At 35.9% G+C, this 14,026-nt stretch carries 12 protein-coding genes and 1 riboswitch; of the genes, 6 read left to right on the forward strand and 6 right to left on the reverse strand.

All coding sequences use genetic code 11. The annotated features are described in order from the left end of the window. Positions 1-288: 288 nt before the first annotated feature. A complete protein-coding gene (gene tnpB, locus AABL52_RS26030; RefSeq protein ID WP_016133450.1) occupies positions 289-1,407 on the forward strand; it encodes an IS200/IS605 family element RNA-guided endonuclease TnpB in 1,119 nt (372 codons plus the stop codon). 185 nt (positions 1,408-1,592) lie between these two features. Here the strand turns inward: tnpB and AABL52_RS26035 are convergent, their stop codons facing one another. The 5 genes from AABL52_RS26035 to AABL52_RS26055 form a co-directional block, all read right to left on the reverse strand. Next, positions 1,593-2,843, reverse strand: coding sequence for a multidrug effflux MFS transporter (locus AABL52_RS26035; RefSeq protein WP_098237964.1), 1,251 nt, complete (start codon positions 2,841-2,843; stop codon positions 1,593-1,595). 126 nt (positions 2,844-2,969) lie between these two features. Continuing rightward, positions 2,970-4,688 carry a DUF3981 domain-containing protein gene (locus AABL52_RS26040; RefSeq protein WP_000670273.1) on the reverse strand — a complete coding sequence of 573 codons (1,719 nt, stop codon included), beginning with the start codon at positions 4,686-4,688 and terminating at the stop codon, positions 2,970-2,972. A gap of 78 nt (positions 4,689-4,766) precedes the next feature. Next, positions 4,767-5,300 (reverse strand): MFS transporter, encoded by a 534-nt coding sequence (locus tag AABL52_RS26045; RefSeq protein ID WP_000222372.1) that lies wholly within the window; start codon positions 5,298-5,300, stop codon positions 4,767-4,769. After that, positions 5,297-6,733: an FAD-binding oxidoreductase gene (locus AABL52_RS26050; RefSeq protein ID WP_341518700.1), complete on the reverse strand. Its 1,437-nt coding sequence runs from the start codon at positions 6,731-6,733 to the stop codon at positions 5,297-5,299. The genes AABL52_RS26045 and AABL52_RS26050 overlap by 4 nt, the downstream gene beginning before the upstream one ends. Before the next feature lie 112 nt (positions 6,734-6,845). Further along, a complete protein-coding gene (locus AABL52_RS26055) occupies positions 6,846-7,610 on the reverse strand; it encodes a hypothetical protein (protein ID WP_340423345.1) in 765 nt (254 codons plus the stop codon). Between the two features lie 145 nt (positions 7,611-7,755). Here AABL52_RS26055 and AABL52_RS26060 point away from each other — a divergent pair, with 145 nt between their 5' ends. The 4 genes from AABL52_RS26060 to AABL52_RS26075 all read left to right on the forward strand — a co-directional run bounded on the left by AABL52_RS26060 (position 7,756) and on the right by AABL52_RS26075 (position 11,452). After that, positions 7,756-8,664 carry an NAD(P)-dependent alcohol dehydrogenase gene (locus AABL52_RS26060; RefSeq protein ID WP_341518701.1) on the forward strand — a complete coding sequence of 303 codons (909 nt, stop codon included), beginning with the start codon at positions 7,756-7,758 and terminating at the stop codon, positions 8,662-8,664. 80 nt (positions 8,665-8,744) lie between these two features. Continuing rightward, a riboswitch (SAM riboswitch) is annotated at positions 8,745-8,859 on the forward strand. A gap of 84 nt (positions 8,860-8,943) precedes the next feature. Continuing rightward, positions 8,944-9,756: a MetQ/NlpA family ABC transporter substrate-binding protein gene (locus tag AABL52_RS26065; protein ID WP_340423349.1), complete on the forward strand. Its 813-nt coding sequence runs from the start codon at positions 8,944-8,946 to the stop codon at positions 9,754-9,756. Positions 9,757-9,768: 12 nt separating this feature from the next. Further along, on the forward strand, positions 9,769-10,809 hold the full coding sequence (locus tag AABL52_RS26070; protein ID WP_341518702.1) for a methionine ABC transporter ATP-binding protein: 1,041 nt from the start codon (positions 9,769-9,771) through the stop codon (positions 10,807-10,809). After that, positions 10,784-11,452, forward strand: coding sequence for a methionine ABC transporter permease (locus AABL52_RS26075; protein WP_000527140.1), 669 nt, complete (start codon positions 10,784-10,786; stop codon positions 11,450-11,452). The genes AABL52_RS26070 and AABL52_RS26075 overlap by 26 nt, the downstream gene beginning before the upstream one ends. 36 nt (positions 11,453-11,488) lie before the next feature. Here the strand turns inward: AABL52_RS26075 and AABL52_RS26080 are convergent, their stop codons facing one another. Then, positions 11,489-12,265 (reverse strand): SDR family oxidoreductase, encoded by a 777-nt coding sequence (locus tag AABL52_RS26080; protein WP_141524227.1) that lies wholly within the window; start codon positions 12,263-12,265, stop codon positions 11,489-11,491. Positions 12,266-12,700: 435 nt separating this feature from the next. On the opposite strand from AABL52_RS26080, the gene AABL52_RS26085 reads away from it, so the two are divergent. Further along, entirely contained in the window at positions 12,701-14,002 is a 1,302-nt protein-coding gene (locus AABL52_RS26085) for a DUF5068 domain-containing protein (RefSeq protein ID WP_097845176.1), read from the forward strand. The last annotated feature ends 24 nt before the right edge of the window (positions 14,003-14,026 follow it).

The raw sequence follows: 14,026 nt of genomic DNA on the forward strand, positions 1-14,026 counted from the left end.
CTTTTTACACTTAAGACGATATCTTAATATACACACCAACATTTTTGTCACAGTATCGTCACTTTATCAATTTAGCCAAGAAGACTCCTTCCTCAAGGATCGTGAAGGACGTAGCCCAGCGAGTAGGTGGGAGATGAATTGGCTTCGAACAAGAGATGACAGGAAGTCATCTTAATCGTTCGACATATGTAAAGTATTACCAGGGAATTTGTAATAATCACTTCACTATAAACAGAATGTATGTTTGGTATATAATAGACATATATCGAAATGGAGGTGAAACGAAGGATGATTAATAAAGCGTATAAATTTCGTATCTATCCAAATAAAGCACAAGCGATCCTGATTAATAAAACGATTGGTTGTTCTCGTTTTGTATTCAATCACTTCCTATCTCTATGGGATAATGCATACAAAGAAACAGGAAAGGGTTTGACATATGGTACATGCTCTGCCAAACTTCCTGCCATGAAGAAAGAGTTTGTTTGGCTAAAAGAAGTGGATAGTATTGCTATTCAATCGTCTGTTCGCAACCTTGCGGATGCTTACACACGCTTTTTTAAAAAACAAAACAGTGCCCCGCGTTTCAAATCTAAAAAGAACAACGTACAATCTTATACCACAAAACAAACAAATGAAAACATTGTTGTTGTGGGAAACAAAATGAAATTGCCGAAACTAGGTCTTGTTCGATTTGCCAAAAGTCGTGAAGTAAAGGGACGTATTTTAAATGCTACGGTTAGACGGAACCCTTCTGGTAAATACTTTGTGTCCTTGTTAGTTGAAACAGAAGTGCAAGAACTTCCGAAAACACATTCTTATATTGGAATGGATGTAGGATTAAAAGATTTCGCCATTTTGTCAGATGGAACAACCTATAAAAACCCTAAATTTTTTCGCTCATTGGAAGAGAAGTTGGCAAAAGCACAGCGTGTTCTTTCTAGAAGAATGAAAGGATCTTCTCGCTGGAATAAACAACGAGTAAGGGTAGCTAGAATTCATGAATACATAGCTAATGCTAGAAAAGATTACTTGGACAAAATCTCAACTGAAATCATCAAAAACCACGATGTTATCGGTATAGAAGATTTACAAGTATCGAATATGTTAAAAAATCATAAGTTAGCAAAAGCGATTAGTGAAGTATCTTGGTCACAATTTAGAACGTTGCTAGAATACAAGGCAAAATGGTATGGAAAACAAGTCATTCCGGTATCCAAAACATTTGCTTCAAGCCAATTATGTTCTTGTTGTGGGTATCAAAATAAAGACGTTAAGAATCTAAATCTTCGTGAATGGGATTGTCCTGAGTGCAATAGTCATCACGACAGAGATATTAACGCAAGTATCAATCTTAAAAATGAAGCTTTAAGGCTTCTAACCGTAGGAACTACGGGGATAGCCTAATGAATTAGAAGCCACTAGGCTTCTGTACTTAGGAATCTCCCACTTCAAACAGTCCGTAAGGACGTTAAGTGGTGAGTAGTTCAAGCAAATAACTTTTGCATCACCTTACAACACTGTATAAGTTATTTCAAAGAAATGAAAAAAAGCTGATTCAACACATGTTTGAATCAGCTCTTTTGTATAAATTAAGCCTCTAAATTTTGTCTTTGTTGCAGTTCAAACTGCTTCTCACTTCTTCTGGCCATAAATAGATAACATAACACAGCACCAATTTCACAAAGAGCTATCACAACCCCCATCGGTAATGCGGTATTGCTTCCGCCAATACCTACTAACGGTGCAACAAGTGCTCCTGAGATGAACTGTAATAATCCTAATAAGGCCGACGCTGTTCCTGCGGCTTGTTTCTGATTTCTCATCGCTAACGAGAATCCAGTTGTTGATACAACCCCGACACTTGATACGACAAGGAATAACGAACATAAAACACCAATTAAACCTATTCCTAGTACGATTGTCAGTAGTAAAGATAAACCGCCAACAGCTGCAATAATAATACCAGCAACAAATAATGTCTTCTCATTCACTTTCCCTGCTAAACGGCCTGTTACCTGACTAGCAATAATAATACCGATACCGTTAATCGCAAAGAATAAACTAAATTGCTGTGGTGATGCTCCGTATATGTTCTGCAGCACAAATGGTGAGCCCGAAATGTATGCAAACATTGCCGCCGTTACTAGCCCTTGTGACAATGCATATCCCATAAACAGACGATCCTTTAACAGTTTTCCGTACGTCGCCAACGTCCCTGACAATCCACCTGTTTCTCTTTCTTCGATAGGTAATGTTTCACGTAATACAAAAGTAGCTGATATTAACATGAATACACTAATTGCTCCAAGAACGATGAAGACACCGCGCCATGTTGTAAACTGTAGCAATTGTCCTCCAATAATCGGTGCCAAAATAGGCGCTGCTCCGTTTACTAACATGAGCAGTGAGAAAAACTTCGTCATTTCAGAACCCGAATACATGTCACGCACCATTGCACGTGATATAACAATCCCAGCCGATCCTGAAGCTCCTTGTAAGAAGCGTAATAACACTAAACTCCAAATAGATGGCGCAATAGCACAAAGTAAAGAAGAAGCAACATAAATAATAAGAGCAATAATAAGAGGTTTGCGCCTTCCATAAATATCACTAATTGAACCGACAAATAATTGCCCAACTGAAAGCCCAAGTAAACAAGCTGTCAATGTAAGCTGCGCAAGGGATGCACCTGTTTGTAAATCATCCGTTAATTTCGGTAAAGAAGGCAAATACATATCAATAGATAATGGCCCAATCGCTGTAAGTGTCCCTAGTACAAGAATCATCCATAACCTATTTGTCTTTACAGGTTTATATATTTCTTGATTAACTCCATTCACTTTTTCCGTTCACCCTTTCCTATAACTACTGAATCGTAACAATTATAGTTACAACATAAACATACGTCAAGTATAGTGCATTTTCCTGTTTTATACTGTAAAAAAAGCGATAGAATTTCTATCGCTTTACTTTTTCAAATTACTATTTGCAAATTTAGATACGGAAGACATCGCTTCTCCTGTATCTAAATATGTGATTTGAATTGGATCTCCCACTTCTGTAAACATAGCATATGGGAATTTCTTCACAGGTATCATAAATACTTTTTGTTCATTTTCTAACAGTACGTACACAATTGTATTTTCACCTGATTTTTCTTTATATACACGTTGTACAACGCCTTCTTTTTGTGCCTCTTTACCACTTGAAGTCGGTCTAAATGAATCTCCACTTCCGCTCAGCGCATTTTTATAATTCTCAAGCGCTTCTTTTTGCGTAGAACCTGTTGCAAATATTTTTGCATTAGAAGCATAGATAACTGTATGAGCACGTACTAATCCCCCGTCATCAATAACAGGTACAATCCAAGAAGGTTTACCATATACGTTATAAATAACCGGCATCGTTCCATGCCATTTCTCTCTCTTAAAGGAATTATCCACTACTTCCGAAGCAGCTGAACCATCCATAATTCCCTTCACTTCTTTTCCGTTATAGTAATACAACTTACCTGTACGCGCATCGATAAGCGAATAACCTAGTGCAGAATCTACTCCCTCTTTCGGAGAGGTGAAATCAGTAAAGTAATATAACGTTCCATCCTTACCGAAGATTGGTGTAACTCCTTCTTTCGTTCCCCACTCAGTCGGAATCTTCATATCCGTTTGCGAGAATTTTGTATTCCAAAATCCGTGAATATATTTACCGAAATACGTATTTAATGTAGATGCGGTCTCGTGATTTAATACACCATCAACAAATTTAGGTGCCTTTCCTTTATCGTATCTTTTCACTTCACCTGTTTGTGCGTCTACTACTACAACGCCCTCTACTTCGAATCCAGATCTTCCCGAAATAAATTCACCATACGTCATTGTATAATACGGTTTCCCTTTATCATCAACTTCGAATTTAGGTTTCCCTTTAAAAATTAAATCCGGTTCTGCTTTTCGAACGACACGTTCTAATTTATTACCAAAAAACATGCTTGGCACATATTTCATTTTATAACCGAGATGCAGTTTCGCTTCCGCATCAGGATTCGTACCTGACATCGTTACGTACCCTGGGATTGTCTCAGCTTTACGTGCTTTAAAAAATCCTGAAACTTCAATTGGTGCTACATATAAAGCCTCACCATTTACCATTTGTGGCGTTAATTCTCCTAGCTCAAAATAAGCTACTTTCGGAATGTCCCCAAATACTTTTTTCATTTTATTCTCCGCTGTCTTTGGCGGCACTGTAAACGGCTGATCATTTTCAGTAAATGGCTCTGAAATATCTTTCTCTACTTTTACAACAGAATCATATTTCTTTTGCGAGATTACTATATCATGCAAATAACCAAAATAGCCGTAACTTGCTAATAAAACAAACATTAGAAGTCCTTTTAACGTACCTTCTAATTTCCCTATTTGATCTTGTGAAAATAAAACAAGCCCAATTAAAATTGCTACTGCAACAGAATAATGAGTAAGAATCGAATCTGCTCGATCATCAATTAGCCAAAAATATTCATAGATTGCAATACCTATCCAAAATAAAACAGGAATAACTAAAATGGATGATTTCTTACCCTTTACAACCTTCTCATCCCCTTTCTTATCCACTGCTCGAAGTTTACTACCGCTTCTTGTCCATGGAATCAAAAACAAAGTGAGAATAGCTAAAATTAAAAATTTCATCAAAGGCAATGTCCCCTTTTCTTTTGTCTTCCCCTTTAGTATAACAAATAAAGGGTATTCAGGTAAAAATGGGGATGATTATATTTTTTTACTACTTAATACAACTCCGCTCACTACATATAAGATAGATGCAATATAAAAAATCGTACCAATTGTAAAGAAATCTACTAAATATCCCGTTGCAATAATTGCTACTGCTCCTCCAATCGATGTCCACACATGATATTTTCCAATCTCATAACCAGCATTTTCTTGCACAACCTTTCGCGCTAACGATGTCTTCTCCGTATTACGCTGTACAGCACCTAAAATCCCCATTACAATTTGAAGAATATACACATGCCAGACTTCCGTGGCAATCGGGAAACAAAGCATTAATACTGCCATGGACCAAGCATATATAATTAATAATTTCCGATCACCCACTCGATCAGACACCATTCCTACTACCGGATATACAAGCGCTGAAGTTAAAGCGAATAAGCCATACGCCCAGCCAAACTGCGAGAAGCTATTCCCAACGTTTCGAAGCAATAGTATATAAAAAGGAAATACCATACTTCCCGCCATCATAATTATGCTTTGTGAGGCTACAAATCTTCTATATGTCATTTCGTATACTCCCTATAAAATAAATTCACAAATCTCTCTTTTGGATCCGCTTCTTTTTTCTTCTGAAGAAATTCTTCTATACGAGGATATGCCCTCTTTAACTGCTCCTTCGTTGGGTAAGAATAGTACGGTAAATAATAACTTCCATTATGCTTTAAAGTAACATCAATCATCTTCTGAATGACCACTTTTGTTTTCTTTATTTCATCCTCTGAGCGCCCTTGATTAATTAAAAGCACAAGTGCAAACATATCGTCTTTCGCATAAGATAGTACCGCATTCTCATTCTTTTCTACATAGCGGATTGTAATATTAAGAAGGTTTAATTCCTCTTCATTCAAAACACTTCGCAAGTCATCTATATATGCTGTAAAACTACCTATCGGTACGAAATACTCCTGTAAAATCTCGGTCAAGTTTGGATTATCATATTCCATAAAGGCACTATCCGACCTCATAACATTATTTCGCGTCTCATACTTTCCATCTGTACGTTCAAAATAACTTCTTTGTATATCCCAAAACGTATTCTTTCCCCAATCACTATAGCGTGATAAACCGAGTAAAAATTTCGGTACAGCTATAATATTTTCTTCTTTTAATTTACTGTACTCTTCCCTCATATTTTGATTTTCCGCCAATGTATAATCTGTCACATACATCTCTTTTAAAAATGAATTGGGGGCAACAGAAATACGGGCTAAGTGCATACGAACATTTTCTTCTCTCTTCACTTTATCTTTGAAATAAGACGTGTATTCTTTATAATCTATCATTCTCGTGTGCATTTCATATAATTCATCATCAGTTAGCTTTAATGTCACATCTAAAATCACACCAAATAATCCGTATCCCCCAATTACATACGGAAACAAATCAGCATTTTCTTCTCTACTTACATTACGCACCGTGCCATCTGCCATTAACAATCTGAACGAATCTACTGTATCAATCAATGCTTCATGACGAATATCACGCCCATGTACATTTACACTTAATGAACCACCGACAGTAAAAATATTTTGAGATTGCATGACTTGAACCGCAAGACCATAGGGATTGATTTTCTTTTGAATGCCATTCCATGTGACACCGCTTTGCACCTTAATCCTCTTCTTCTCTGGATCAAATTCTAATATTTTATTATACCCCTTCATATCAAGCATCGTGCCGTTCGGATAATACGTCTGTCCTCCTTGGCTATGTTGCATACCTGCAATGGAAATTTTCTCTCCGGAAGTATTTGCATCTTGCACAACCTGTTTTAATGAACGTTCATCCTCAGCATTTTCAACACCTTTAATTTTCGTTGGAAGCAACTTTCCTACATCGCTCATAATAGGATGATCTAGTTGCTCCTTATATGTATTTATAGATGTCGTAAGTAAAACTGTATAAGCTAAAATGACCACCGCTATCTTTCTTTTTTTCAAATGACACTCTCCTCTTCTACATCTTTTCCTCTTCATATTGTACCTATTTTCCTATGAAGAAAGTATACAAAAAAGAGGGCACCTTATTTTAGGTCCCTCCTCATCAAAACTGTTACTTTACTGCTGGCAATTGTATTGGGTCAAACTTTTCGTACGACGTATATTTTGCGTTCGTAATAATATGTGCTTTATCCTTGCCGTTACTACTCATAACCATGTCTATCTTTGCTGATTCATATTTAAAATCTTTTGTAATGATATATTCTGCATCCACTTCTTCTATCTTCGCATTTTGTGCTTGTAACATTTTCTTCTGCGTTTCATCCATGCTAGTTAACATACTTTCTGTTTCTTGCCCTTTTAATGTAAATTTCAGTTTATATTTATCTCCGCTTTTCTCCATCTTCATTTTATCTAAAACTACTTCCGGTACTTCTAACTTATCTATAATATCTTGAGTCGCTTTCATTCCACCAGCGTTTAATTGCTCCTCTGGTACAGTTATAACTTCTCCTGTATTAGGGTTTTTCACCTCACCAGCAACTTTACCATCCACAGTATACACTACAACATTTGTACCAGAAATATTCATTTCAGAACGAGAATTCTTTGTCTTTGGCTCTAATTGCATCTTAGCCTTTAATATATCCATCTCTGTTCCCTCAGCTTTTACTCCTACACCATATGTCATCGTTACATGCTCTTCATTTTTAAAAGCTTCGTTCGTTTTCTTGAAAACATCCTTCGCCGCTAATTCTTTTTCTTTTTGAACTGATTCTTTTTTCGGTTCATTCGTCTTTGTTGTTTTCTCATTACTACATCCTACCCCTAGACTGATTGCAAACACTAAACTCGAAATAAAAATAATTTTTTTCATAATGTCGCCCCCTTTTCCAAAATAATATCACCTCTTTTCCTATGAAATCTATACAATTTTTAATCTATATTCGCTATATAGCGACATGTTTAATGAAGATTTTAAATATGATGTAAATAACAACAACTAAATTCAGGAGGTCATTATGAAAGCAATTATTTGCACAAAGTATGGACCACCTAACGTTCTTCAACTTCAAAATATAGAGAAACCTATACCTAAAAAGAACGAAGTATTAATTAAAATTCACGCAACAAGTGTATCAACTGGAGATTGTAGAATACGCGGTTTTAATAGTCCCCTCTTATTTTGGATTCCTATGCGGATCATATTAGGTTTCAGAAAACCAAGAAAACCTATACTCGGCGTAGAGTTATCCGGTGAAATCGAAGAAATAGGAACAGATGTAACTCAATTTAAAAAAGGTGATCCAATTTTTGCATTAACAGAACTAAACCTCGGTGGTTATGCCGAGTACACATGCGTACATGAAAGTGGATTAATAGCATTAAAACCTACCAATGTGACGTATGAAGAAGCTGCAGTTATTCCTTTTGGTGGAACTTCAGCATTACATTTTCTGAGAAAGGGTCGTATAAAAAAAGGGCAACAAGTGCTCATATATGGTGCCTCCGGATCAGTAGGAACAGCTGCTGTACAACTTGCTAAATATTTAGGTGCGACCGTTACGGCTGTTTGTAGTAATTCAAATTTTGAACTTGTTCAATCTTTAGGAGCTGATAAAGTAATTGATTATACGAAAGAAGATTTTACTAAACGGGGCGAACGCTACGATATTATATTTGATGCAGTTGGGAAGTATAAAAAATCCCTTTGTACAAATACATTAACACCCAATGGAAAATATGTATCTGTGAATGGAATGATGGCAAAGGTAAGTAAAGAGGATATGATTCTACTAAAAGAACTAACTGAAACAGAACATTTAAAACCTGTTATTGATAGAACCTACCGATTAGAAGAAATTTCTGAAGCTCATATGTATGTGGAAAAGGGACATAAGAAAGGTAACGTTTCGATTACCTTAAAATAAAATATATTCAGAAAATAACGTTGACAATTCTTTTTGTAAGATTTACTATTAGTACCATATTAAAAAACTACATACACAAACTCTTATCAAGAGTGGCGGAGGGACTGGCCCGATGATGCCCGGCAACCGAGCTTATGACGTATAAGCTAAGGTGCTAATTCCTGCAAAACGATTTTTCGTTTTGGAAGATAAGAGAGGATCCTATTTTGTCTATTCGGCACCTCTCTTATTTTGAGAGGTGCTTTTTATTTTGGAACGTATATGGAGGGGGAATTATAGATGAAAAAAGTATTATTAAGCATTGTAAGTGGAGCGGTATTATTGCTAGGTGCATGTGGTGCTAATTCTGATAAAGAGGTAAAAGCATTAGATGAGAAAAAGATTACTGTCGGTGTAACTGGCGGACCGCATGAACAAATTTTTGAAAAGGTAAAAGAAGTGGCAGCAAAAGACGGACTCGAAATCGATGTAAAGGTATTTAATGATTATGTAGCACCAAACGTATCCTTAGATGAAAAAAGCCTCGATATAAATAGCTATCAAACGAAATCATATTTAGACGTATTTAAAGCTGAGCGCAATATGAAATTAACGGAAGTATTTTCAACAGTAACATTCCCTATGGGCGTATATTCTAAAAGCTTAAAGGATGTAAAAGACTTAAAAGAGGGCGACGCAATCGCTGTACCAAATGATCCAACGAATGAACTTCGAGCTTTAAAGCTATTTGAAAAAGCAGGAGTTTTAAAAGTGGATCCAAAGGCGACAGAAAAAGCGACTGCGAAAGATGTCATTGAAAATCCGAAAAATTTAAAGATTGTTGAATTAGAGGCATCTCAATTACCAACACAGCTAGGTGAAGTGAAAGCAGCTGCAATTAATACAAACTTTGCATTAGGTGCAAAATTAAGCCCAGCAAAAGACTCCATTTTCCGCGAAGGTAAAGATTCACCATATGTGAACTGGGTCGTTGTTCGCACTGAAAATAAAGATGATGCTGTTGTAAATAAATTAAAGAAAGCTTATCAATCTAAAGAAGTAAAAGAATTTATCGAGAAAAAATTTGATGGTTCTGTTTTACCGTCTTGGTAGGAGCTGACGATAATGATTGAATTAAAAAATGTATCCAAAGTATTTACAACAAAAAAAGGGAATGTAGAAGCTCTTAAGTCTACTTCCCTTCAAGTAAAAAAGGGCGAAGTATTTGGAATCATTGGATATAGTGGCGCTGGTAAAAGTACATTAATTCGATGTGTAAATTTATTAGAAAAACCAACGACAGGAAATATCATTGTAAACGGCCAAGACTTAACAACTTTATCAGCAAAAGAACTAGCAAAATCGAGACAAAAAATCGGGATGATTTTCCAAGGGTTCAATTTACTTAAAACTGTGACAGTTTATGAAAATATCGCATTACCGTTACGTCTATCTGGTCTTTCCAAAAATGAAATTGAAAAAAGGGTAGAAAAGTATTTACGTATTGTCGATCTTTTTAATCGAAAAGATGCCTATCCGAGTGAACTTTCTGGTGGCCAGAAGCAGCGTGTTGCCATTGCACGTGCACTATCACATGAACCTGAAGTGTTATTAAGCGACGAAGCAACGAGTGCTTTAGACCCAGAAACAACGGATTCTATTCTTGACCTATTACTAAAGATTAATGAAGAAATCGGGATTACAATTTTATTAATTACACATGAAATGAATGTCATCCAGCGTATATGTGACCGAGTTGCTGTCATGGAACATGGAGCAGTGGTTGAAAGCGGGACTGTGAAGGATATATTTACAAATCCACAACATGTAACAACGAAGAAATTCGTAAATAGTGCATTTGCAGCGAAGATTCCAGAAGAAGTACAAAAAGAACTACAAACTACCGGTGAAATTGTAACTCTCTCCTTTATAGGGAATGCTTCAGGAGAGCCAGCATTAGCTGTCGCTACAAAACGTTTTCAAGTGTATCCAAATATTTTATCCGGTAATATTACACAGTTAAAACATGAATCATATGGGAAACTGATCATTCATATGCAGGGTGAGAAAAATGAAATAGCCCGCGCTTTATCATTTTTACAAGAGAAAGGGATCATCGTAGAAGGAGGTAGAACAGATTATGGGGAACAAGTCCTTTTTGGATGAATGGGGTAAAGTCATATGGGAAGCAACCATTCAAACATTTCAAATGACATCTATTTCGCTATTCATCTCTATCCTTATTGCATTACCACTTGGCGTTACACTGGTTTTAACGCGACCTGGTGGACAACATGAAAATAAAATCATTTATCCTATTCTTAATACCGTTATTAATATCATTCGCTCTCTTCCATTTATCATTCTATTATTCTTCATTTTACCTTTTACAAAGTTTCTAATGGGAACATCCATTGGTGTGCAAGGTGTTATCGTACCACTTGTCGTATTCACAGCTCCTTATATTGCACGATTAATGGAGGCAGCTTTATTAGAAGTAGATCGTGGTGTTATTGAAGCTTATCAAGCGATGGGCATTTCTACTATAAAAATCATTTGGCACGTTATGGTGAAAGAAGCTCGTCCCTCCCTTGTACTTGGCTTAACAATTGCAACAATCGGCCTAATTGGTGCAACAGCAATGGCTGGACTTGTAGGTGCTGGCGGTCTTGGTGATTTAGCATATCGATTCGGGCATTTACGCTACGAACCTGAAGTAATGTATGCAACTGTCTTTATTTTAATTATCCTCGTTCAAGGGCTACAGTCTTTAGGGAATGGTGTTGCACGAAGATTGAAGAAAGATTAAAAAGAAGGTATCTCACCGAAATGAGATACCTTCTTTTTACCTTTTAAATCCACCTTCAGAATGAATAACTTGTCCAGTAATCCATTCTGCTTCTTCACTTACTAAAAATTTAATGAGCCTTGCTGCATCCTTTGGTTCACCAATTCTACCAAAAGGAAACATCGGCTTTAATCCTCGCTTTATTTCTTCAGTCATCCATCCTGTACTAGTTGGACCTGGGTTAATTGCATTCACTGTTATTCCTAAATGAGCTACCTCAGCTGACAATGTACTAGTAAGAGCATCAATAGCTCCCTTCGTTGTTGCATACGCTAGTTCTCCTGCCATAGGCCCTTTAAATTGTCCCGATGTCATATTCACAATTCTACCACCAGATTTCTTATCAAACCCTTGGACAAATTGACTACTTAACAACGTAGTCGCACGAACATTTACCATGTAATGCTTATCTAATTCTTCAGCAGTCAAATTAGAGAAGTCATTATTCGTAGAATACGCTGCATTATTAATTAATATATGAGGGTAGCCTAGTTGTTCAGTAACTTTATTTATAAGCTCTTTCGGTGCATCATTCTGAGTTAAATCTAACTCCATACTTGATACTTTAACACCGCTTTTTAGTAACTCTTCTTTTAATTGTATTTGTTCACTTTGATCAACGCCCCAAGGCATCTCTTTATCGTACGCTGTCCAATACGTAAAAAATATATCGTATCCAGCTTCAGCTAATTCTTTACAAATTGCTGCGCCTATACCATCTAGACGACTTACACCTGTAACAACTGCTATTTTATTTTTTAATTGATTCATTATATACTCCTCCACTTTAAAGGACGCATACTTTATATAAGAGATATGAATTTCCCTACACAGTATCCTTACAAAAGGGATGTACAAGCCAAATATGCAGTCCTTGAATGATTTACAGATAGCTAAATAAACCCTCACTTATGAGAGAAAAATTAATCTATCTAGTTTCCTAATCATTACAAGTTCATCCACATATTGAGTCCTTGTCCCCTTTCCATATATCTCTATTTCTATCATACCAATATGATGTAATATTTCAAATGATAAAAAAATAAAAATCGATATTCTATGGCGATCTTCCACTAATTTTAATATATTACAATAATTAAATAATTAAAATAATCAGAAAAACACTGGTAAATACTGGCTGCATTTTTTATAATAAAATGTGGGGCTAATGTGAGAGTCTAGTTTTACACAAATAGGGGGGGAAGAAACATGTCAAAAAAATTACTTTCTTTATTTTCTACAGTAATCGTAGCAGCGTTTGTAATAACTGGATGTGGTCAAAGCGATACGACAAATAAAGAACAAAAAGAAAATACAACAAAAGAAAGCAAAACAGAAAAAACGGATACAACGAAAGAAAATAAACCGGAAGAAAAAAAATCCGAAGATAAAAAAACTGAAGAGAAAAAGCCTGAAAATACAGCTACTAGCTCAAGTGATTACTCTAAACTGATTTCCTATATGGAAAAAGAAACAGGTGGTAAAACAAAAGTCCTTTTTGAAAATAAGGAACCACAAGTGCATAAAGCTGAAGATGTTTCAGTATCAATGAATAGTTACACATTAGTTGAATTAAATGGATTCCATACAAACTTCGATATTCCGTTTAATCGTCAAACAGAGGGCGGAGTTATTCTTGTGAACTACAGCGTAAAAAATAGTTCAGCTAAAGATATTTATTATATGCCAGCATTGGACATGTCATTTACTGGTGCGCAGAAAGTATATAGTAACTATAAAGATTTAATTCCAAAAGAAGATCAGCTCCCAACTAAGCTTGCTCCAACGAATGATTACTTAGTAAAAGCAGGAGAAACTATTTCTGGTTATATCGCTTATCCATTCGGAAAAGATGATTTAGCGAAAATTTCAAGTCTCTCAACAGTCTCAGTCACAGTCCCAACTGCACAAGCTAATAAAGGAAAATTTGATGCTCCAATCGGAAGTCCTGGAAGCTTTTCATTAAGTTTAAACAAACAAGGTGCTGAAAAAGTTGCAACAGATAATACTTTCTACCAAGATAAAGCTACAGCTAATAACATGGGCGATAAAAAAATGTTAAAAGAGAAATCAAGTATTAATAACAGCCAAGAATTAGGCGCTGTTAACGTTACATTAGACGGATACCAATTTACTCAATTCACACCAAATTCCGTCGAAGCTCCACGCTTTGCAAATTTCAAAAATGGTCTCGTTCTATTAACAGTAAAATTCAAACTTGATAACAAAGATACTCAAGACGTTTCGCTATCTCCTATAAGCTCTACATTGAGAGTGAATGATGGTACACAATATACGATTAATGAAGGTATGCTACTAAATTACGACTATAACGCTGCAGTTAAAACTGGAACATCTGGAGAGTTACTACAAGTATATATTTTAGATCAAGAACAGTATGAAAAGATTTGGAAAGACAAAAGCTTTGAGATTGAGTTAGGACCTATGAGAAATAAAGAAGCAAAAGATATTTCACAAGGTAAAAAAGCTAAATTTGCATTACCGAAATAGATTACTACATATATAATAGAAAAG

Origin of the sequence: Bacillus paramobilis (assembly GCF_038096195.1) — a bacterium.
Lineage (GTDB): Bacteria > Bacillota > Bacilli > Bacillales > Bacillaceae_G > Bacillus_A > Bacillus_A mobilis.

Bases quoted from the DNA above. Each gene is read 5' to 3' on its own strand.
- tnpB (WP_016133450.1), top strand. From the start codon at position 289: ATGATTAATAAAGCGTATAAATTTCGTATCTATCCAAATAAAGCACAA.
- AABL52_RS26040 (WP_000670273.1), bottom strand. From the start codon at position 4,688: ATGAAATTTTTAATTTTAGCTATTCTCACTTTGTTTTTGATTCCATGG.
- AABL52_RS26045 (WP_000222372.1), bottom strand. From the start codon at position 5,300: ATGACATATAGAAGATTTGTAGCCTCACAAAGCATAATTATGATGGCG.
- AABL52_RS26055 (WP_340423345.1), bottom strand. From the start codon at position 7,610: ATGAAAAAAATTATTTTTATTTCGAGTTTAGTGTTTGCAATCAGTCTA.
- AABL52_RS26060 (WP_341518701.1), top strand. From the start codon at position 7,756: ATGAAAGCAATTATTTGCACAAAGTATGGACCACCTAACGTTCTTCAA.
- AABL52_RS26065 (WP_340423349.1), top strand. From the start codon at position 8,944: ATGAAAAAAGTATTATTAAGCATTGTAAGTGGAGCGGTATTATTGCTA.
- AABL52_RS26070 (WP_341518702.1), top strand. From the start codon at position 9,769: ATGATTGAATTAAAAAATGTATCCAAAGTATTTACAACAAAAAAAGGG.
- AABL52_RS26075 (WP_000527140.1), top strand. From the start codon at position 10,784: ATGGGGAACAAGTCCTTTTTGGATGAATGGGGTAAAGTCATATGGGAA.
- AABL52_RS26085 (WP_097845176.1), top strand. From the start codon at position 12,701: ATGTCAAAAAAATTACTTTCTTTATTTTCTACAGTAATCGTAGCAGCG.